At 59.3% G+C, this 20,622-nt stretch carries 20 protein-coding genes, 2 tRNA genes and 2 pseudogenes; 16 read left to right on the forward strand and 8 right to left on the reverse strand.

Annotation, left to right across the window (positions count from 1 at the left end):
• Positions 1-21: 21 nt before the first annotated feature.
• From ABH912_RS04310 to ABH912_RS04360, 11 genes and pseudogenes are all read left to right on the forward strand, one after another.
• Positions 22-3,795 carry a nitrate reductase subunit alpha gene (locus tag ABH912_RS04310; protein ID WP_429509713.1) on the forward strand — a complete coding sequence of 1,258 codons (3,774 nt, stop codon included), beginning with the start codon at positions 22-24 and terminating at the stop codon, positions 3,793-3,795.
• 1 nt (position 3,796) lies between these two features.
• Positions 3,797-5,335 carry a nitrate reductase subunit beta gene (narH, locus tag ABH912_RS04315; RefSeq protein ID WP_046047388.1) on the forward strand — a complete coding sequence of 513 codons (1,539 nt, stop codon included), beginning with the start codon at positions 3,797-3,799 and terminating at the stop codon, positions 5,333-5,335.
• Positions 5,336-5,337: 2 nt separating this feature from the next.
• Positions 5,338-6,093, forward strand: coding sequence for a nitrate reductase molybdenum cofactor assembly chaperone (narJ, locus tag ABH912_RS04320; protein ID WP_033059087.1), 756 nt, complete (start codon positions 5,338-5,340; stop codon positions 6,091-6,093).
• Positions 6,086-6,766, forward strand: coding sequence for a respiratory nitrate reductase subunit gamma (narI, locus tag ABH912_RS04325; RefSeq protein ID WP_033059088.1), 681 nt, complete (start codon positions 6,086-6,088; stop codon positions 6,764-6,766). Before narJ ends, narI begins: the two co-directional genes overlap by 8 nt.
• A gap of 10 nt (positions 6,767-6,776) precedes the next feature.
• The gene (locus ABH912_RS04330) at positions 6,777-7,736 is read left to right on the forward strand and encodes a peptidylprolyl isomerase (protein ID WP_033059090.1); all 960 of its coding nucleotides are present in this window, start codon (positions 6,777-6,779) and stop codon (positions 7,734-7,736) included.
• A 24-nt stretch (positions 7,737-7,760) separates the two neighbouring features.
• The gene (gene moaA, locus ABH912_RS04335) at positions 7,761-8,753 is read left to right on the forward strand and encodes a GTP 3',8-cyclase MoaA (RefSeq protein ID WP_429509714.1); all 993 of its coding nucleotides are present in this window, start codon (positions 7,761-7,763) and stop codon (positions 8,751-8,753) included.
• 370 nt (positions 8,754-9,123) lie between these two features.
• On the forward strand, positions 9,124-11,139 hold the full coding sequence (locus ABH912_RS04340) for a ribonucleoside triphosphate reductase (RefSeq protein WP_033055188.1): 2,016 nt from the start codon (positions 9,124-9,126) through the stop codon (positions 11,137-11,139).
• Between the two features lie 32 nt (positions 11,140-11,171).
• The gene (gene nrdD, locus ABH912_RS04345; protein ID WP_017338867.1) at positions 11,172-11,339 is read left to right on the forward strand and encodes an anaerobic ribonucleoside-triphosphate reductase; all 168 of its coding nucleotides are present in this window, start codon (positions 11,172-11,174) and stop codon (positions 11,337-11,339) included.
• Positions 11,336-12,031: an anaerobic ribonucleoside-triphosphate reductase activating protein gene (locus ABH912_RS04350; protein ID WP_429509715.1), complete on the forward strand. Its 696-nt coding sequence runs from the start codon at positions 11,336-11,338 to the stop codon at positions 12,029-12,031. Before nrdD ends, ABH912_RS04350 begins: the two co-directional genes overlap by 4 nt.
• Positions 12,032-12,124: 93 nt before the next feature.
• Positions 12,125-12,649: pseudogene (locus tag ABH912_RS04355) on the forward strand (MCP four helix bundle domain-containing protein); the annotation flags it as partial.
• Between the two features lie 390 nt (positions 12,650-13,039).
• Positions 13,040-13,744: a methyl-accepting chemotaxis protein gene (locus ABH912_RS04360; protein ID WP_371918033.1), complete on the forward strand. Its 705-nt coding sequence runs from the start codon at positions 13,040-13,042 to the stop codon at positions 13,742-13,744.
• Between the two features lie 29 nt (positions 13,745-13,773).
• Here the strand turns inward: ABH912_RS04360 and ABH912_RS04365 are convergent, their stop codons facing one another.
• The 5 genes from ABH912_RS04365 to ABH912_RS04385 all read right to left on the reverse strand — a co-directional run bounded on the left by ABH912_RS04365 (position 13,774) and on the right by ABH912_RS04385 (position 17,322).
• The gene (locus ABH912_RS04365; RefSeq protein ID WP_429509716.1) at positions 13,774-15,153 is read right to left on the reverse strand and encodes a 4Fe-4S binding protein; all 1,380 of its coding nucleotides are present in this window, start codon (positions 15,151-15,153) and stop codon (positions 13,774-13,776) included.
• Positions 15,141-15,995 (reverse strand): FTR1 family iron permease, encoded by an 855-nt coding sequence (locus ABH912_RS04370; RefSeq protein WP_429509717.1) that lies wholly within the window; start codon positions 15,993-15,995, stop codon positions 15,141-15,143. Before ABH912_RS04370 ends, ABH912_RS04365 begins: the two co-directional genes overlap by 13 nt.
• 22 nt (positions 15,996-16,017) lie before the next feature.
• Positions 16,018-16,350, reverse strand: a complete 333-nt coding sequence (locus tag ABH912_RS04375; RefSeq protein ID WP_429509718.1) for a cupredoxin domain-containing protein — start codon at positions 16,348-16,350, stop codon at positions 16,018-16,020.
• Entirely contained in the window at positions 16,351-16,881 is a 531-nt protein-coding gene (locus ABH912_RS04380; protein ID WP_008153602.1) for an iron transporter, read from the reverse strand.
• A gap of 93 nt (positions 16,882-16,974) precedes the next feature.
• On the reverse strand, positions 16,975-17,322 hold the full coding sequence (locus tag ABH912_RS04385; RefSeq protein ID WP_429509719.1) for a hypothetical protein: 348 nt from the start codon (positions 17,320-17,322) through the stop codon (positions 16,975-16,977).
• A 170-nt stretch (positions 17,323-17,492) separates the two neighbouring features.
• On the opposite strand from ABH912_RS04385, the gene ABH912_RS04390 reads away from it, so the two are divergent.
• The 4 genes from ABH912_RS04390 to ABH912_RS04405 all read left to right on the forward strand — a co-directional run bounded on the left by ABH912_RS04390 (position 17,493) and on the right by ABH912_RS04405 (position 18,825).
• Positions 17,493-17,714, forward strand: a complete 222-nt coding sequence (locus ABH912_RS04390) for a DUF3079 domain-containing protein (RefSeq protein ID WP_033055179.1) — start codon at positions 17,493-17,495, stop codon at positions 17,712-17,714.
• Between the two features lie 204 nt (positions 17,715-17,918).
• Positions 17,919-17,992, forward strand: a tRNA-Cys gene (locus ABH912_RS04395).
• 195 nt (positions 17,993-18,187) lie between these two features.
• Positions 18,188-18,274, forward strand: a tRNA-Leu gene (locus ABH912_RS04400).
• 296 nt (positions 18,275-18,570) lie between these two features.
• Positions 18,571-18,825: a hypothetical protein gene (locus ABH912_RS04405; protein ID WP_033055178.1), complete on the forward strand. Its 255-nt coding sequence runs from the start codon at positions 18,571-18,573 to the stop codon at positions 18,823-18,825.
• A 148-nt stretch (positions 18,826-18,973) separates the two neighbouring features.
• On the opposite strand, the gene ABH912_RS04410 is transcribed toward ABH912_RS04405, so the two are convergent.
• Complete coding sequence (locus tag ABH912_RS04410; protein ID WP_033055177.1) at positions 18,974-19,183, reverse strand: hypothetical protein; 210 nt, start codon at positions 19,181-19,183, stop codon at positions 18,974-18,976.
• A gap of 136 nt (positions 19,184-19,319) precedes the next feature.
• Here ABH912_RS04410 and ABH912_RS04415 point away from each other — a divergent pair.
• Positions 19,320-19,769: pseudogene (locus ABH912_RS04415) on the forward strand (TetR/AcrR family transcriptional regulator); the annotation flags it as partial.
• Here ABH912_RS04415 and ABH912_RS04420 read toward each other — a convergent pair.
• Both ABH912_RS04420 and ABH912_RS04425 read right to left on the reverse strand, forming a co-directional pair.
• Complete coding sequence (locus ABH912_RS04420; RefSeq protein WP_429509720.1) at positions 19,766-20,050, reverse strand: hypothetical protein; 285 nt, start codon at positions 20,048-20,050, stop codon at positions 19,766-19,768. The pseudogene ABH912_RS04415 and the gene ABH912_RS04420 sit on opposite strands and share 4 nt — an antisense overlap.
• A 309-nt stretch (positions 20,051-20,359) precedes the next feature.
• Positions 20,360-20,590, reverse strand: a complete 231-nt coding sequence (locus ABH912_RS04425; RefSeq protein ID WP_010460746.1) for a hypothetical protein — start codon at positions 20,588-20,590, stop codon at positions 20,360-20,362.
• Between the last annotated feature and the right edge of the window lie 32 nt (positions 20,591-20,622).

A 20,622-nucleotide genomic window follows, 5' to 3' on the forward strand; every position in this document is an offset into this window, starting at 1 on the left:
AAAGCCTGAGAGGACTACACCGTGAGTCATTTACTGGATCAATTGCGGTTTTTCAACCGTAAGCAAAACGAGTTTTCCGACGGTCATGGAGAGACCCGCAAAGAGTCTCGCGACTGGGAGAACGTCTACCGTTCGCGCTGGCAGTACGACAAGATTGTGCGGTCCACCCACGGGGTGAACTGCACCGGTTCCTGCTCGTGGAAAATCTACGTCAAGAACGGCCTGATTACCTGGGAAACCCAGCAGACCGACTACCCGCGTACCCGTAACGATCTGCCAAACCATGAGCCCCGTGGCTGCCCGCGTGGTGCCAGTTACAGCTGGTACATCTACAGCGCCAACCGGCTCAAGTACCCGAAAATCCGCAAGCCGTTGCTCAAGCTCTGGCGCGATGCGCGGCAGACCATGGCGCCGGTCGAAGCCTGGGCCAGCATCGTCGAGGACAAGGCCAAGGCCGACTCCTATAAAAGCAAACGCGGCATGGGCGGCTTCATTCGCTCCAACTGGGAGGAGGTGAACGAGATCATCGCCGCCGCCAACGTCTATACGATCAAGCAATACGGCCCTGACCGGATCGTCGGCTTCTCGCCGATCCCGGCCATGTCGATGGTCAGTTATGCCGCAGGCTCGCGTTATCTGTCGCTGATCGGCGGCGCCTGCCTGAGTTTCTACGACTGGTACTGCGACTTGCCACCGGCCTCGCCGATGGTCTGGGGCGAGCAGACCGACGTGCCGGAATCGGCCGACTGGTACAACTCCAACTACATCATTGCCTGGGGCTCCAACGTCCCGCAGACCCGTACCCCCGACGCGCACTTCTTCACCGAGGTCCGTTACAAGGGCACCAAGACGGTCGCGATCACCCCGGATTACTCGGAAGTCGCCAAGCTCACCGACCTGTGGCTGAACCCTAAACAAGGCACCGATGCGGCGCTGGCCCAGGCGTTCAACCATGTGATCTTCAAAGAATTCCACCTGGACAAACCGAGCGCCTATTTCACCGACTACGCCAAGCGCTTCACCGATTTGCCGGTGCTGGTGCTGCTCAAGCAAATGGTCGACAAGACCCCGGGCGCCGGGTATCAGCCGGACCGCTTCCTGCGTGCCAGTGACCTGACCGACAACCTCGGCCAGGAAAACAACCCGGAATGGAAAACCATCGCCCTCGATGTCAGCGGCGAACTGGTCTCCCCTCAGGGTTCCATCGGTTATCGCTGGGGCGAGAAGGGCAAGTGGAACATCCTGCCCCGTGAAGGCGGCGAAGGCCGTGAGATCGATCTGAAACTGAGCCTGATCGGTGATGACGTTGCCGAAGTGGCGTTCCCGTATTTTGCCGGCGAGTCCCACGAGCACTTCCAGCACGTGGCCGGCGATGCCGTGCAATACCGCCGCGTGCCGGTGCATAACGTGGTGCTGGCTGACGGCAGCGTGGCCAAAGTGGCGACCGTGTTCGACCTGTCGGCCGCCAACCTGGCGATCGATCGCGGTCTCGGCGGCGAAAACGTGGCCAAGGATTACGACGACGCTTCCGTGCCTGGCACCCCGGCGTGGCAGGAGCAGATCACCGGCGTCAGCCGTGAGAAAGCCATCCAGATTGCCCGTGAGTTCGCCGACAACGCCGACAAGACCAAGGGTCGCTCGATGATCATCGTCGGCGCGGCCATGAACCACTGGTACCACATGGACATGAACTACCGCGGGCTGATCAACATGCTCATGCTCTGCGGGTGTGTCGGTCAGACCGGTGGCGGTTGGGCGCATTACGTCGGTCAGGAAAAACTCCGTCCGCAATGCGGCTGGCTGCCATTGGCGTTCGGCCTGGACTGGAACCGTCCGCCTCGCCAAATGAACGGCACCAGCTTCTTCTACGCCCACAGTTCGCAATGGCGTCACGAGAAGATGAGCATGCACGACGTGCTCTCGCCATTGGCCGATAAATCACAATTCCCTGAGCATGCGCTGGATTACAACATCCGCGCCGAACGCGCCGGCTGGTTGCCCAGCGCACCGCAACTCAACACCAACCCTCTGCACATTTGCCGCGACGCGGCTGCGGCCGGCATGGACCCGAAAGACTACGTGGTCAAGTCGTTGCAAGACGGCTCGCTGCGCTTCTCCTGCGAACAGCCGGACAGCCCGGTCAACTTCCCGCGCAACATGTTCATCTGGCGTTCCAACCTGCTGGGCTCCTCGGGCAAGGGCCACGAGTACATGCTCAAGTACCTGCTGGGCACCAAAAACGGGGTGATGAACGAAGACATCGGCCAAGTCGGCGACTGCAAACCTGAAGAAGCCGAATGGGTGGACGAGGGCGCCATCGGCAAGCTCGATCTGGTCACCACGCTGGACTTCCGCATGTCCTCGACCTGCGTCTATTCCGACATCGTGTTGCCGACGGCAACCTGGTACGAAAAAGACGACATGAACACCTCGGACATGCACCCGTTCATTCACCCGTTGTCGGCCGCCATCGACCCGGCATGGGAATCGCGTTCCGATTGGGAAATCTACAAAGGCATCGCCAAGGCATTTTCGAAAATGTCCGAAGGGCACCTGGGCGTTGAAAAGGACCTGGTAACCATCCCGTTGATGCACGACAGCGTCGGCGAACTGGCTCAACCGTTTGGCGGCACTGACTGGAAAAGCGCCGGCGTCGCACCGGAGCCGGGCAAGAACGCGCCGAACCTGCATGTGGTGGAGCGTGATTACCCGAACATCTACAAACAGTTCTCGTCCCTCGGGCCATTGCTGGAGAAAAACGGCAACGGCGGCAAAGGCATCAACTGGAACACCGAAGACGAAGTGAAATTCCTCGGTGAACTCAATCACAAAGAAGGCGATGCCGGTATCAGCCAGGGTCGGCCGAAAATCGACACGGCGATCGACGCCGCTGAAGTGATTCTGTCGCTGGCGCCGGAAACCAACGGCCAGGTTGCCGTCAAGGCCTGGGCCGCGCTGTCGGAATTCACCGGCATCGACCACAGCCACCTGGCGCTGTCCAAGGCCCACGAGGCGATTCGCTTCCGCGACATTCAGGCACAGCCGCGCAAGATTATTTCCAGCCCGACCTGGTCGGGTCTCGAAGACGATCACGTCAGCTACAACGCCGGTTACACCAACGTTCACGAAGGGATTCCATGGCGCACCATCACCGGTCGCCAGCAGTTCTACCAGGATCACCCGTGGATGCAGGCGTTCGGCGAGCAACTGATGAGTTATCGGCCGCCGGTCAACACCCGCACCATCGAAGGGGTGAAAGGCAAGCGCAGCAACGGCGAGATTGAAATCGTCCTGAACTGGATCACCCCGCACCAGAAATGGGGCATCCACAGCACCTACAGCGACAACCTGCTGATGCTCACCCTCAGCCGTGGCGGGCCGATTGTGTGGCTCTCGGAGAACGACGCGAAACGCGCCGGTATCGAGGACAACGACTGGATCGAGTGCTTCAACATCAACGGTGCACTGACCGCCCGTGCGGTGGTCAGCCAACGGGTCAAGGACGGCATGGTGATGATGTACCACGCTCAGGAACGGATCGTGAACGTGCCCGGCTCGGAAACCACCAAGACCCGTGGCGGCCATCACAACTCGGTTACCCGGGTGGTGCTCAAGCCGACCCACATGATCGGCGGCTATGCCCAGCAGGCCTACGGTTTCAACTATTACGGCACCGTCGGTTGCAACCGCGACGAATTCGTCGTGGTGCGCAAAATGTCCAAAGTCGACTGGCTCGATGGTTCATCCGGTGATGACCTGCCGCGTCCACTGCCGTCCGATATTGAGGAGAACTGAGATGAAGATTCGCTCACAAATCGGCATGGTTCTGAACCTGGACAAATGCATCGGTTGCCACACCTGTTCAATCACCTGCAAAAACGTCTGGACCAGCCGCGAAGGCATGGAATACGCCTGGTTCAACAACGTTGAATCGAAACCCGGGATCGGCTACCCGAAAGAATGGGAAAACCAGGACAAGTGGAAGGGTGGCTGGATCCGCAATGCCAACGGCACGATCAACCCGCGCATCGGCGGTAAATTCCGCGTGTTGGCGAACATTTTCGCCAACCCGGACCTGCCGAGCCTCGACGACTACTACGAGCCGTTCGACTTCGATTACCAGCACCTGCACACCGCGCCGCTGGGCGAGCATCAGCCCACCGCGCGTCCGCGTTCGCTGATCTCCGGCAAACGCATGGAGAAAATCGAGTGGGGCCCAAACTGGGAAGAAATCCTCGGCACCGAGTTCGCCAAGCGTCGCAAGGACAAGAACTTCGACAAGATCCAGGCGGACATTTACGGCGAGTACGAAAACACCTTCATGATGTATTTGCCGCGTCTGTGTGAGCACTGCCTCAACCCGACGTGCGCCGCGGCTTGCCCGAGCGGGGCGATCTACAAGCGTGAAGAAGACGGCATCGTCCTGATTGACCAGGAGAAATGCCGTGGCTGGCGGATGTGCATCAGCGGCTGCCCGTACAAGAAGATCTATTTCAACTGGAAGAGCGGCAAGTCCGAGAAATGCATTTTCTGCTACCCACGTATCGAAGCCGGGATGCCGACCGTTTGCGCGGAAACCTGCGTCGGGCGCATCCGCTACCTCGGTGTGTTGCTGTATGACGCCGACCGCATCAGCGAAGTGGCGAGCACCGCCAATGAGCAGGACCTGTACGAGAAACAACTGGAGATCTTCCTCGATCCGAACGACCCGGCGGTGATTCGTCAGGCGCTGGCCGATGGCGTACCGCAGTCGGTGATCGATTCAGCCCAACGTTCGCCGGTCTACAAAATGGCCGTGGACTGGAAACTCGCACTGCCGCTGCACCCGGAATACCGCACCTTGCCGATGGTTTGGTACGTACCGCCACTGTCGCCGATCCAGAACGCTGCCACTGCCGGCACCGTCGGTATGAACGGAGTCATCCCGGATGTCGACAGCCTGCGTATTCCACTGAAGTACCTGGCCAACCTGCTGACCGCTGGCGATGAAAAACCGGTCAAGCGTGCGCTTAAACGCTTGCTGGCGATGCGCGCCTACAAACGTTCCGAGCAAGTCGACGGCGTTCAGGACCTGCAAGTGCTGGCGGATGTCGGCCTGAGCGTGGCCCAGGTCGAGGAGATGTATCGCTACCTGGCGATTGCCAACTACGAAGACCGTTTCGTGGTGCCGAGTGCCCACCGTGAAGACGCCATGAGCGACGCCTTCGCCGAACGTTCCGGGTGTGGCTTCAGTTTCGGCAGCGGCTGCAGCGGCAGTTCCGACACCAACATGTTCGGCGCCAAGAAGGCCAACCGCCGCGACATCTTGAAAACCGTCCAGTTGTGGGAGGAATGAGCATGCAAATTCTCAAAGTGATTTCGCTGCTGCTCGATTACCCGACCGAGACACTGATTGGCGGTCGCGACGAACTGGAGCAAGCGATCATCCAGTCGCGGGAAATCAGCCCGACGCAGCGCGGTGCGTTGTTCGAATTGCTCGAGCTGATCTGCGGCAATGACCTGATGGACGGGCAGGAGCACTACGGTGCGCTGTTCGGTCGGGGGCGCTCGCTGTCGCTGCTGTTGTTCGAGCATGTGCACGGTGAATCCCGCGACCGTGGCCAGGCGATGGTCGACATGATGGCGCAATACGAAGAGGCCGGTTTTGCCATCGGCGTCAAAGAGCTGCCCGACTACATCCCGCTGTACCTGGAGTTTCTGTCCACCCGCGAAGACATCGAGGCCCGCGAGGGCCTGGCGGATGTTTCGCACTTGCTGGCCTTGCTCGCGGCACGTCTGGAAGAACGCGAAAGCGCCTATGCCAGCTGCTTCCGGGCGCTGCTGCAAATTGCCGGGGCCGAGCCGCATCAAGCGGTCGCCGACCTGCGGGCGCAGGTCGCGGCGGAACCTCGCGACGACTCCCTCGAAGCCCTGGACAAGATCTGGGAAGAGGAGGCCGTGGACTTCCTCCAGGCCGAACAGCAGGACCGTTGCAGTTCGTTGCCAAGCGCACCGGGCAAGGCCCGGGAAGAAAGCGCGGTACCGTTGCACTGGGTGGATTTTCAGCATGAAGGGCTGGCCGCCGTGCCAGCCAAGGAGGCAAACAATGTCTAAATGGAACCTGTTGTTGTTTGGGGTCTATCCCTACGTCGCCCTGGCGATTTGCCTGATTGGCAGCTGGGCGCGCTTCGATCTGTCGCAGTACACCTGGAAGGCGGGCTCCAGCCAGATGCTCAATCAGCGCGGCATGCGCGTGGCGAGCAACTTCTTCCACATCGGTGTGTTGTTCGTACTGGCCGGGCACTTTGTCGGCCTGCTGACCCCAGCGTCGATTTATCACCACGTGATCAGCACTGAGAACAAGCAGTTGCTGGCGATGGTCTCGGGCGGGCTCTTCGGTCTGTTGTGCCTGATCGGCCTGCTGATGCTGGTTAACCGGCGGCTCAGCGATCCTCGGGTCCGCGCCACCTCCAGTCCTTCGGACATCCTGATTCTGCTGGTGCTGCTCGCGCAATTGCTGCTCGGTCTGCTGACCATCGTCGCGTCCACCGGACACATGGACGGCTCGGTAATGGTGATGCTCGCCGATTGGGCGCAGAACACCGTGCTGTTGCGGCCAGTGGAAGCGGCGGCGGCCATCGCGCCGGTCGGACTGATCTACAAGATGCATGTGTTTCTCGGTTTGACCCTGTTTGTGCTGTTCCCCTTCACCCGTCTCGTACACATGATCAGCGCACCGATCTGGTACCTGGGGCGTCGTTATCAAATCGTTCGTCAGAAGTACTGAGGAGAAAATCATGTCAGGTGGATGTGGATGTGGTGGCGGTAACGGGGGCAGCGGTGGCTGCGGTTCTTCAAAAAAAGCGGAGGCTGTTCTCGACATCGCGCCGGTCGCAGCGGCGCAGTTTGAAGCACTGCCGGTTGAACCTGCGGCGGCCGATGGCGCCCCGGCGCAGTTGATCGCCAGCAGTGAGCAGGAGTGGCCGATCATCAGCGTCAACGAGGTGTCGATCACCCCGGAAGCGATGGCCCAGGAGCTGCAATATCACCCGGCCGAAAGCCGCGAGGAGGCGGTGTATCTGGCCGCCCGTGCGCTGGTGATCCGCGAGTTGTTGCAGCAGCGCATCACCGAACTCGGGGTGGCGCTGGAAATCGGCGCCGGTGAAAACGAAGAAGAAGCGGCCACGCGCTTGCTGCTCGAACGTGAGGTGAAAGTGCCGCAGTGCGACGAGGAGTCGAGTCTGCGGTACTACGAAAACAATCGCGGGCGCTTCCACAGCGCGCCGTTGCTGGCGGTGCGGCACATCTTGCTCGAGTGCGCGCCGGACGATGTCGAGGCCCGGGAGCTTGCGCATGGCCAGGCGGAAGTCCTGCTGGCGCAACTGGATGAATTCCCCGGCAGTTTCGCCGAGCTGGCCGTGAAATATTCCGCCTGCCCGTCGAAGGCTCAGGGTGGTTCTTTGGGGCAGATCAGCAAGGGCCAGACCGTGCCCGAGCTGGAGCGTCAGCTGTTCACCCTGGCACCGGGCCTGGCCAGCAAACCGCTGGAAAGTCGCTACGGCTGGCATGTGATCAGTGTCGATCAGCGAATCGAAGGCATGCCGTTGCCCTATGAAGTGGTGTCGACGGCGATCCGTACGCAGTTGCAGCAAGGCGTCTGGCAGAAAGCGCTGGTGCAGTACCTGCAAACCCTGATTGGTGCAGCCGATATTCGTGGTATCCACTTGCAGGGCGCCGACTCACCGCTGGTGCAGTGAGCCTTGGGCAAACCGGGAGAAGTGATGAACGCTGTGATGCAGGATGGTTTTGGGCGGCAGATCGATTATCTGCGGATGTCGGTGACGGACCGCTGTGATTTTCGCTGTGTGTATTGCATGGCGAAAAACATGACGTTCCTGCCGCGTCAGCAGGTGCTCACGCTGGAGGAATTGCAGCGTTTGGCGACACTGTTCGTTGGCCTGGGCGTACGCAAAATTCGTCTGACCGGTGGCGAGCCGCTGATCCGGCCCGGCATTGTCGGACTGTGCCGCAACATCGCCGCCTTGCCCGGTTTGCGCGAACTGGTGATGACCAGCAACGGCTCGCAACTGGGCCGTCTGGCCCGGCCGTTGGTCGACGCCGGGGTCAAGCGGATGAACATCAGCCTCGATAGCCTGGACGGGCAGAAGTTTCGGGCGATCACCCGTAACGGCGATCTCGACCAGGTGCTCAATGGCATTGAAGCGGCGCGGGACGCAGGGTTCGAGCGAGTCAAACTGAACTGCGTGGTGATGAAGGGGCGCAACTTCGATGAAGTCCTGGGATTGGTGCAATACGCGATTGATCAGCGCATCGATATCAGCTTCATCGAAGAAATGCCCTTGGGCGACGTCGGCCGCTCCCGTGGCGAAACGTTCTGTTCCAGCGACGAAGTGCGCACACTGATCGCCAGCCAGCATCGATTGCTCGACAGCACCGAAAACAGCGGCGGACCGGCGCGTTATGTGCGCCTGGAACGCCATCCCGAGACCCGGATCGGCTTCATTTCACCCAACAGCCACAACTTTTGTGGCAGCTGTAATCGGGTGCGGATGACGGTTGAAGGGAAGTTGTTGCTGTGTCTGGGCCAGGACGATTCCCTGGATTTAAGAGGATTGCTGCGGCGTTATCCGCTGGATGACCAACCGGTGATCAATGCGGTGCAGAAGGCTTTGCGCGGCAAGCCACTGCGCCACGATTTCAGCCCCGACGGGGAGGTGCAGATTGTGCGGTTCATGAATATGAGTGGTGGTTGATTTTGGGGGGGCTGATCCGAAATCCACCCCTCACCCCAGCCCTCTCCCCAGAGGGGCGAGGGGGAAAGGGGGCCGATCTTCATGCTTTTCGAGCCTGAGTTCGACTCGGGCTCTCAGGTCGATGTAACTCTAAGAACAACTCGGTCAGTCCCCTCGCCCCCTTGGGGAGAGGGTTAGGGTGAGGGGTGGATTTCAGATCAGAGTGTTTACCCCGGCTTACCAACAGTTTCCCTTTGCCGTCTCCGGGCGGTTTTTTTTCGCCGGCAAATCTTGATATCGATCAATTGCAGAACAGCACTTTGTCCGTAGCCTTCACTGCATGTTGTGGTTTTAAGTTTTATTAAGTCTATATGTAGTGTCTGGAGGCCAAATGCAGAGCACGCTGATCGCAGTAGGATGTAACCGCTTGCACAAACGCGATGGCAGTCAGGTCGCCTTCGATGCCGACAAAATCCGTCAGGCATTGATCGCCGCCGGCAAGGCGACAGGGGAGTACGGCGAGGTTGAGGTTGAAGGCTTGCTGAACGCGGTATTGGCCAGGCTCGAAGGGGTGCCGAGGCTGCATGTCGAGCAAATCCAGGACCGTGTTGAACGGGTGTTGATGGACGCCGGTTTTTTCCTCGCCATGCGCGCCTACATCGTCTACCGCGAACAGCACGGTCGTTTGCGCCGCGATCGGCGGACCATGGTCGAGGTGGCGACCTCGATGAACGAATACCTGGACCGAGAAGACTGGCGGGTCCAGGCCAACGCTAACCAGGGATATTCCCTTGGCGGTCTGGTGCTCAACGTGTCGGGCAAGGTCACCGCCAACTACTGGCTGGACGAGGTGTACAGCGAGGCCATCGGCCAGGCTCACCGCGAGGCGGATTTGCATGTGCATGACCTGGACATGCTCGCCGGTTACTGCGCCGGCTGGTCGTTGCGCACCCTGTTGCACGAAGGGCTCAACGGTGTGCCCGGGCGAGTCGAAGCCGGTCCGCCGAAGCACTTGAGCAGTGCCCTGGGGCAAATGGTGAATTTCCTCGGCACCCTGCAAAACGAATGGGCCGGCGCCCAGGCGTTCAGCTCGTTCGACACCTACCTGGCGCCCTATGTGCGCAAGGATCAGCTGAGTTTTCAAGAGGTGCGCCAGGCGATCCAGGAGTTCATCTACAACCTCAACGTGCCCTCGCGCTGGGGCACCCAGACGCCATTCACCAACCTGACCTTCGACTGGGTGTGCCCGCAGGATTTGCGTGAGCAGATACCCGTCATCGGTGGTGAGGAAATGCCGTTTGCCTATGGCGACCTGCAAGTCGAAATGGAGCTGCTCAACCGCGCCTATATCGAGGTGATGCAGGCCGGCGATGCAAAAGGGCGGGTGTTCACCTTTCCGATCCCGACCTACAACATCACCCACGATTTTCCGTGGGACAGTGAAAACGCCGACCGCCTGTTCGAGATGACCGCGCGTTACGGCCTGCCGTACTTCCAGAATTTCCTCAATTCGGACCTGCAACCCAATCAGGTGCGCTCGATGTGCTGCCGTTTGCAACTGGATGTCCGCGAGTTGCTCAAGCGTGGCGGCGGTTTGTTCGGCTCGGCGGAGCAGACGGGTTCGCTCGGCGTCGTCACCATCAACTGCGCGCGGCTCGGCTATGTGTTCAAGGGGGATACCAGCGGTTTGCTGCAACGCCTGGACACGCTGATGGAACTGGCGATGGAAAGCCTGGAGGTCAAGCGCAAAGTCATTCAGCACCACATGGATGCCGGTTTGTACCCATACACCAAGCGCTACCTCGGAACCCTGCGCAACCACTTCTCCACCATCGGCCTCAACGGCATGCATGAAATGCTGCGCAATTTCACCGGCGACGAGGAGGGTATGCACACCGAGCTCGGCCGGCAGTTTGCCCTGAAGATGCTCGATCATGTGCGCGCCACGTTGCTGCGTTTCCAGGAAGAAACCGGCCACATGTACAACCTGGAAGCGACGCCGGCCGAGGGCACGACCTACCGCTTCGCCAAGGAAGACCTCAAGCGCTACCCCGACATTCTCCAGGCTGGCAGCGTGCAAGCGCCGTATTACACCAACTCCTCGCAATTGCCCGTGGGCTACACCGAAGACCCTTTCGAGGCGCTGGAACTTCAAGACGAGTTGCAATGCAAATACACCGGCGGCACGGTCTTGCACCTGTACATGGCCGAGCGGATTTCTTCGACCGAAGCCTGTAAGCAACTGGTGCGCAAAGCCCTTGGCCGCTTCCGCCTGCCGTACCTGACCGTGACCCCGACATTCTCCATCTGCCCGGTGCACGGCTACCTCGATGGCGAGCATGAGTTCTGCCCCAAGTGCGACGAAGCACTGCTGCTGCAAGAACAGAAGCTCGGCACCGTTCATTGATTTCGATCCACTCAACTGCAAGGAGCTACACCATGACTGCATCGCAAACATTGCCCCAGGCTCAACGTCAACGCTGCGAAGTCTGGACTCGGGTAATGGGCTATCACCGCCCTGTGTCGGCGTTCAATCCGGGCAAACAGTCGGAGCACCGCGAGCGGGTGCACTTCACTGAAAGCGCGGCGCTGGCCGGGCGCCAATGAGTCGAACGCTTCGGGTCGGGGGCATGGTGCCCCTGACCACTATCGACTATCCGGGACAGCTCGCCTGCGTGCTGTTTTGCCAGGGTTGCGCCTGGCGTTGTCGTTACTGCCATAACCCGCAGTTGATCCCGCCTCGTGGCACAGACGAAGTGGATTGGCGGCGGGTGTTGGCGTTTCTGCAACGGCGTCAGGACCTGCTCGATGCGGTGGTGTTCAGTGGCGGCGAGCCGACCTTGCAGGACGGTTTGCTCGGTGCCATGGATGAGGTGCGGGCGATGGGATTTCGCATCGGTTTGCACAGCGCCGGCATCAAGCCCGCCGCGTTCGCCAAGGCGCTGACCGGGGCCGATTGGGTCGGTTTCGATGTCAAGGCGTTGCCCGAGGATTGCCAGGCGATCACTCGGGTCGAGGGCAGCGGAACCGCTAACTGGCGCAGTCTTGAGTATCTGCTGGCCAGCGGTGTCGACTACGAATGTCGCACCACGGTGCATTGGCATCTGTTCGAGCCGGCGCGTCTGCTGATCCTCGCCAAGCGCTTGAGCGAACTCGGCGTCAAACGCTTCGCCGTGCAGTTGGTTCGCACCGAGCGGATGTTCGATCCGCTGTTGCCCAGCGTTTCGGCACAAGCCTTGCTACCTGAGCTGTGGGAGGCCATGCGCGAGTTGTTTCCAGCCTTCGTGTTACGGGGGTAACCGAGGCTGAGGTTTAACGTTTAACAGGGACATCCATCATTAGGTTTTCAAATGCGCTGCCAATCGGCAGGTATCAAACGGGGAGCATTTGATATGGCCAAATTAACCACAGCACAACGGATCGTCATCGGCTTTGCCATCGCGCCGTTGGCATTGATGGGCATGGCGTTTTACGCGTTGCACGATCTGGCAACGCTCAAGGAACAGGCGGTGGTGATCGTCAAACAGGACTGGCCGAAGATCGATCCGATCATGGTCATCGCCACCGGCGTGCGCGATAACGCCAGGAACACACGGGATCTACTGATCGATAAAGACAATCAGCAAGTGCAGCAGTCGATCGATGCCACCAAGAAGCGGATCACTCAGGCGCTCGAAACGCTTGAGCCGCTGTTCTACTTGCCTGAGGGCAAAACCGCTTACGCCGCGCTGAAAAAGAATCGCGAAGCCTACGTTGCGGCGTTCACTCAAGTGCAGGTGTTGATCCGGCAAGGGGCCTTCGATGACGCCATGGCACAGCTGAAACAAAAGGTCGTGCCGGCCGAACGCGAGGTTTATGCCAGCCTGGATCAGTTGATGGCGCTCCAAGGCAAAATATTCGCCGACCGTGAACAGGCGGCGCAGGCACTGTACAGCGATGCCCGGCGCAATATGTTCGGGTTGTTTTTGTTCTGTGTGGCGCTGGTCATTGCCGCGGCGGTAGTCGTCACGCGCAGTGTGACCCGTCCATTGGGTGGCGAGCCGGATGATGCCGCACGGTTTTTGAGTCAAATTGCTCTAGGCGACCTGACGATTCAGGTGCCCGTGAACTCGAGTGTCGGCGGCAGCGTGATGATGAACATGCATCAGATGCAGCAAAGTCTGAATGCCATGGTCAGGCACATCGCGACCTCGGTGGACCAGGTGGCCAGCTCCTCCGAAGAACTGAGCGCGGTCAGCAGCCAGACCAGCAGTAACCTGCAATTGCAGGGGCTGGAGATCGAGCAAGCAGCCACCGCAGTGAACCAGATGACCGCAGCAGTCGATGAAGTGGCGCGCAATGCGGTCAGCACCTCCGAGGCCTCGCGGCAGTCCGAACAAACCGCGCAGCGCGGGCGTGAACAGGTTCAGGAAACCGTGGTTTCAATCGGCGCACTGGCCGATGGCGTCACCGACACCTCACAACGCATCGAGCAACTGGCGGGCCGGGTGCAGGACATCAGCAAGGTGCTGGACGTGATTCGCAGCATCGCCGAGCAAACCAATTTGCTGGCCCTCAACGCGGCGATTGAAGCGGCGCGGGCGGGGGATGCCGGACGCGGTTTTGCCGTGGTCGCCGATGAAGTGCGCGCCCTGGCGCATCGCACTCAAGAGTCCACCCAGGAGATCGAGCAGATGATTGGCAACATTCGTCTCGATACCGGCCATGCGGTGACCGCCATGCAAAGCAGCAGCAACCTGGTGCGGGCCACCCTGGAAGTGGCGCAACGCTCGGGCGATGCACTGGATGAAATCACCCGGTCGATCTCGCAGATCAACGAGCGCAACCTGATGATTGCCAGCGCCACGGAGGAGCAGGCATTGGTGGCGCGTGAGGTGGATCGCAATCTGATGGGGATTCGAAACTTGTCCGAGCAGGTCTTGCTCGGCGCTCAGCATACTCACACGGCGGGTCACGATTTAGCGCAGATGGCCGGGGCGCTGCACCAGACGGTGGCGCGTTTTAAGGTCTAGTCGATCCGGTGGGTGGTTGTGTCGGGGGCTCAGGCCCAGCCCCAGAACAGCAACCACCAGCCGAACCCTACCAAGCCGATGGCGAGTGACAGGCAAGTGCTGCCAGCGCAGCGACGAACCTGGGAAAGGCCTTCGCGGTCCAGCCGTTTCCATCCCAGCAGCAGGCTCCATCCCATCGTGGCCAATAACAAACAGGCCCTGGCCGGTTGTACCCACTCCAGCAACAGACCTTCGTAGCGCAGCAATTTCACCGTTGTGGCCGACAGCCCGAGAAACAATCCCGCACCACCCAGGGGCGTGAGTGTCAGCGCCAGGGGCCAATACAGTGCAGGATCTTGCGCCAGTCGAGCCGTCAGGCGCAGAAGGATCATCAGCGCAGTGCCCAACACCATCGAACTCAAACCCAGATAGACGACGATGCTGAAACCGTCGAGCCAGCTGAAGCTGTCGTTGAGCTGCGGGTAATGGGTCAGCAGCCACCAGGGCGCGTTGTCCTGCAATGCCCAGAGTTGGTCGTGCTCGACTAGCCATTGGGCGAGGGTTTGTTTGAGGGCGACGAACCATGGGCTGACCGTCCACTGAAAGGCGCCCATGGCCAGGCCGATCACACCAAACAGCAATAGGCGCGCGTCCCACGGTGAAAGCGTTTGCGCCGTTGCGTGAAGAATCTCTTGGTTGCTGGAACGGGCAATCAGTTGAACGGCGCCGCGTTGGCCGCTGCAACGTCCGCAGGCGTGACAGTCACTGGCGCCTTGCATGCGACGGATATCGAGCAAGGGCGCGCAGTTGGGCGGCGGCAGGCGAGGTGCGGAGTTTTCCATCCAGCGTTGTTCGTCTACCTGAAAGTGCACGGGCGCCAGGCGGGCGAGCAGGGCGAAGACGCCGCTGACCGGGCACAGGTAACGGCACCAGACCCGCTTGCCCCGGGCGAACAGCAACCCGACGACGACCGCGGCGACGGTCGAGCCGCCCAGAATCAACAGCGCCGCCTGGGCGTAGTCATAGACGCTGATCAACTGGCCGTAGACGGTCGTGAGGCAAAACGCGAGGGTTGGCCAGCCGCCCCAGCGCAACCAGCGCGGCACACCCAAACCTTTGCCATAATGGCTGGCCCATTCGCTGAGTGAGCCTTCCGGACAGAGAACGCCACACCAGAGTCGGCCGAACAGCACGATCGACAGCAGCACGAATGGCCACCAAACGCCCCAGAACAAAAACTGCGCGGACAGGGTCAGGTTATCGAGCAGCCGTGCCTGGCTGTCCGGCAGCGGCAACACTGCCGGGATCACCAACAGCAACGCGTAGAACAACACAACGACCCACTGCACGGCACGAATGAGGGGCGCATGGCGACGCATGCCGTCGCCCAGACGCTGCAGCCATTGATTGTGGCGACTCAGCTCAGGCATGGGACTTTTTCCGTAGCCCGTTGACGCAGCCAACCGCCGACGGCCAGCCAATAACCGGCCAGCACCAATAACGTCATGCTGCTGGGCGTCGCACGATAACCGGCAAAACCTGCGAGAAAACCACCCAATCCATGGCTGTCGCTGAGCAAGGCACTGCTGTCCCAAAGCGCATCACCCACGAGGCTGTACATCACCTCCGGTAAATCCAGGGCGAGTAATTGGCCGCCGACTCGCTCGGTGCCGCTGACCAGCAATGCCGCGCCGAGTACCAGCAAAACAGCTTCGCTGATGGCAAAGAATCGCTGCCACGAGATGAACCGGCGACTGCTGTGCAGCAGGGCAATGGTCAGCGCGGACAGCACCAGTCCCATTGCGCCGCCGATGGCAAACAAACCGAGCTGCGGGCCTCGCAACTGCGCGCCGGCGCCATAGAGAAAGACCACCGTTTCACTGCCTTCGCGGCTGACGGCGAGCATGGCCAGCAGTAACAGACCTGCGCCACCTTGCCGGGCCAGGTGGCTATCGGCGTGTCGTTGCAAATCGTGCTTGAGCGTGCGCCCGTGACGGTGCATCCAGCCGACCATTTGCACGATCAGCAGGCTGGCCACCAGCGCGAGTGCGGCCTGGAACCATTCACTGGCCGAGCCGCTCATGGCCTCACCGGCAAACAGAATCAACACCGCCAGCAGCCCCGACAGCATCAACCCCAGCACGACGCCGGCCCACAAGTACTTCGCCAGTCGATCACCTTGATGCTGCTGGCTGACCCAGGCCTGGAGAATGCCGATCACCAGCAGCGCCTCGACGCTTTCGCGCCAGACAATGAACATTGATTGATTCATGGAAACTCCGTGTTTGAACGGGTTATTTCGCGAGGATGCCGCCCTCGGGCAGTTGCGGATTGAACTCGTCGAAGAAGGGGTAGTGACCGGGCCTGAGCGGGTGAATGACCACAAAGGTTGTCACGCCCGGCGACAGTACTTTTTCAACCCGCAATGGCGTGCTCTCGAACTCGGCAGGCCCCTTGCCGATATTTTTCAGGATGATCTTGAAGCGCTGTCCGGCCGGAACCTCCAGCAAGGCTGGGGAGAAGTGGCCATCGCCCAGGCTCAGCTCGTAGCTGGGTAACTCGGCATAGGCCGTCAATGGCGCCACTGCTCCGGCGAGCATCAGCCAGGCAATCTGCAGGCGCTTCATTCAATAGCCGCCTTTTTTACCGATGCCGGCGTAGATGAACTCGTAGTGCAATTCGCAGCGTTCAAACCAGGGGGCTACGCCGGTTTCCTTATCGGTATGGCGGCCAAGGGACCCATGACCGCCGGGTGGCAGGACGGTGAAGGTCAGCTGATATTTGCCTGGACCGAGCAGTTTTACATTGTCGCCATAGTGCGGGCCGTCATTGGCGACCATGGCGTGGAAATCGCCTTTGAGTTCGTTCTCGTTGCCCTGTTTTTTCAGGTTGAACGAGACATTGAGGTAAGGCACGAAACTGCCTTCCTGAAAACCCTGTCGATTGTCCGCCGTGGCGCGAATGTCGGCTTCCAGGTGCACATCGGAATCCGCCGTGGCCCGCATCATTCCGGCAGGCGCCATCTCGATCGGCTGCAAATACACCGCCCCGACTTCCAGGCCCGGACACAACTGGGGTTCCCCGATCGGGTATTCCTTGGCCTGAGCCAAGGGTGTGAGCAAGAGCAGGGCGAGAGACAGCGAAAAGGTCGTACGCATGATGTCTTCCTGGGCACTAACGAGTAAGAGCCCGAGTGTAGGAAGCTTTCCTGCGAATAATAATGATTGTTATCAAGTTTTCAGCGATTAAGCCTACAACTTGGAGCGCTTCCGAAATCGCTCAGCGCGGTCGACGCTGTCGCTCATCTGCGCAGCCGCGTGAATCGTCAGCGGATGCTGGGTGAAGCCAGGTCGGGGTGAAATGTAGGCGGCCATTTCGCGAGCGACGGCTAACTGTTGATCCGAACTTTGTGCCAGTAACGCGATGACCAGGTTTTCCAGGGCAATCACCCGGACACGGAGGTGGACCAGTTCTGCATTGGTCAATTCGGGGGGAGAGGAAAATGCTTCAGCGTCGAGTGATTTTTCCGCGACTTCATCATCCCAGGTCGACAATCGAACAGGGCTTTGATCTCCGGCAGGTGTTTTTTTACCAGGCATAAGAAGCTTCTCCAGGTGTTTTTATGTGGCTGCCCAAGTGCCGGAAAGCGCTGTGACGTAGCCGATTTCCCGGCAGGACAAGCTTAGCCGTACCTTGATTCGTATCAAGGTCACCTTTGCGCGAGCGATGTAGGTTGGAGGTACATCCTAGTGGTAAACCGGGGATCGACATGGCCAAGAATTTTCCCATCAGCCCCAAGCACCCCGAGCGCATTTGCTGGGGCTGCGACAGGTACTGTCCAGCAAACTCCCTGGCGTGCGGCAATGGCTCCGACAGGACAATGCATCCAGCCGAAATGATCGGAGACGATTGGTATCTGCATGGCGACTGGGGCATTGAACCGTTGATCGCGGTAGAAGACGTGACGGACGATCCCGGCCTGAAGGGCTGAGCAACCCCCTGGAAACATAGAAACTACCTGACGGAATTTTTTTTGAAATCAAGGGGTTGCCAGCCTCGGGAAATCAGTACATAATTCACGCCATCGAAAGCACTGACCGCTGAAAAAGCTCAATGTTTTCAAGGAGTTAGATCACGAATCTCACTCCAAGTTTGTACGCGTTTGTTGTTGTGCTACATGACATCAAATGTTTGAGGCCGAGTAGCAAAATGGTTATGCAGTGGATTGCAAATCCACCTACGCCGGTTCGATTCCGACCTCGGCCTCCACTTTAAACGAGCTCCGTAGATCTATGATTTACGGAGCTTTTTTATTTGCACTGTCCTGCAAGATTTAGTCTTGAAAAGGGCAGTCGCGAACTTGCTTCACCGGAGCGGGATGTATATATTTCCCCCTCTGCTGCACAGGCGTCAGAACTGCCAGATCGTTATTTGACAGTCTTCAGACTGCTTCACCGCGCTACCGCCCGAATGGCGAAACTGGTAGACGCATGGGACTTAAAATCCCCCGCTCGTAAGGGCGTGCCGGTTCGATTCCGGCTTCGGGCACCATCTTAAATCAAGGGTTTGCGGGCGAAAGCTGATGCAAACCCTTGTTTGTTTCTGGTCCTCTATTTTAGAGTTGGTCCGCAATTCACTTAGTTGGTCAGACTTTTTTGCCTTTGTGGTTGCGGTGGCGCCCGCCGGATCAAGCGCGGCGTAGTGAGGGCACTTTTCATCGCTCAAAGCATTTGCGGGATTGCTCATTGGCAATCCCCAGGCAGAAGCCTGCGTCGTCGGCTGGCGTGATTCGTAGAAGTGGGGTATTTGTGTTCGGCCCGGCATGGAGCCGGATCAAGGAGATCGAAATGGTGTTAGTGGAAAGGCCGTACCCAGTTGAATATGAGCATCGAGGTGTTAAAGCGAAGATTGATTTCGAATGGGATAGCGACAGTGATTCTGTGCCAACAGGACTTAGAATCGCTGTAGAGAACAAAGAAAACCGGGTTGAAGCAATCCGTGAAAATGCCAAGTACGACAGCTTCAATGAGGCGTTAGCCCGCGGCAAAGCATTGGCGAGGCTAGACATCGATTTGACTCTTGGGCCTGCTCCTTTGGCCTGAAAACAGTACTTCGCACAATAGGTGAGGGTGGGTCAGGCGGCTGCTGTCGATTCCGGCTTCGGGCACCCTCTAAAATCAAGGGTTTGCGAGCGAAAGCTGATGCAAACCCTTGTTTGTTTCTGGCTTGCTGTTTTTTAGCCCGCGGCAGTTATCGACCCGGCCCGCTAACCCCTGGATTAGCGCCGCGTCGATCTTCGCCAGCAGGGTTGCCGGTATCGACAAGCCTTCTCTCCACCAAGACATTTTGAAGGGCCTGGCGGGCTGCAGCGTCTAGCTGGTCTTCTCTCTCCTTGAGTTCAAGCAAGATTGGGCTGGACCAGGTGCGATAGGTTTTTTCGGTATCTCGAATTGATGTCATCTGTCCCCTCCTTGATGAGTGCCCGCCAACACCGTCGGCGCAATTTCGATTCGATAGAACCCTAGTCGAGAAATCTGTTCGCCGCCAAAAAATGGCAGGGTGCTGGGGGCTTAAGAATCATCCAACTAACGCACACGCCGAGCGCTATAACGCCGAAAGCCGTCGCTGTATCGAAGAGGCGTTGGGTGCAGTCGAGGACGCGCAAGGATTGCAAGCAGCCTATTCGGCGCTGCCCGATCAGTATTACGAGATCGTTTTTGCTACACCGGCGATGCGTGATATCTGGTCCGGGATGCAGGCGGACAAACAGCTCATGGCGTTGGAACTGCAGGAGAGTCGTATTGCGGGCGGGTTATTGGCTGACGCGATGCTTCGGGTATTCCCCGACAGTGATGCGTTGCGGGTTCGGGAGTCTGCGTTTCTGATCTGGCATCTGGGGGAGGCGACGATGCGGCTGGCCATCTCATGCGCACCCGAGGAGGGGCGTGGTCTGGTCGAGCCCTTCAAACGCATGTCGTTGCTGGAAATCATGGCGCCAGCGGCCGGATCGAATGAGTTCGATCCGGCCGCCGATGCTGTCAGCTAAACGAAAGGCTGACCGGTGAAACCACGAGGCAATCGTTGCAGTCCTTCCATGGCGGTGAGCCGTTCGACCCAAGCCGCACGCCAGTCATTGGCAGTGTGCGTAACTTTGGCTTTGCGTGCGGCGCGGCGTGCAGCGTTGCGTTGGTCTTTGCGCGCATCCTTGAACGCGTCGGTGTTGCGGCAGCTTCTGCATTTCACCCGGGTCAGTTCGCTGGTTGAAACGAGATTGCTGCCTTTGTGACCGCAGGCCAGATGCCCGCCGACTTTGAAGTGAGTAACCATCAGACGCCTCCTTGGTGACGTGTAATCGTTTGACCTCTAGCGTGCGGTGACGTTCGTTGCCAGCGTAATGGGCAAAAAAAAGGCCCGCATGCGGGCGGGCCAGGGGGATTCTTCAAAGGAGTCCGGTCAATCTAGAGCCTGAGATGTGAACGCAGCGTGAAACAGATTGCGCAGCCATAAAAAAGCCCAGCGCCAGGCTGGGTTGGGGATGTAGCAGGAAGCGTTCAGGCAAGGACGCACCCGGTGACGATAAGGTCGCCGTTTATGCGTCCTGAATCAGGCCGTGTCCTTGAGGATGTCCAGGTCGAATCATCTGAACCGCGGCAGGGGCGGGTCGACAGGTTTGAGCGACGACAGCGTATTGCGAATCAGTGGCGCGTCCTTCTCGATGTCGTTCAGACGATCACGGATTCTGAGGGCCGTCGGGTGCCCGCCTTGATGATCGACCCAGTCGGCGATTTCCTTGCATGCCGCTGCCAGGCGAGCCTGACGGGAGTCGAGCAGGGTGAGCAGTGTGGTGATGGACTCTTTTTCGGACATGGCAAACACCTCCGTTCAAGAAACCTGTAATT

The organism is Pseudomonas sp. BT76 TE3572 (assembly GCF_050435365.1).
In the GTDB taxonomy this organism is placed as follows: Bacteria; Pseudomonadota; Gammaproteobacteria; order Pseudomonadales; family Pseudomonadaceae; genus Aquipseudomonas; species Aquipseudomonas fluorescens_W.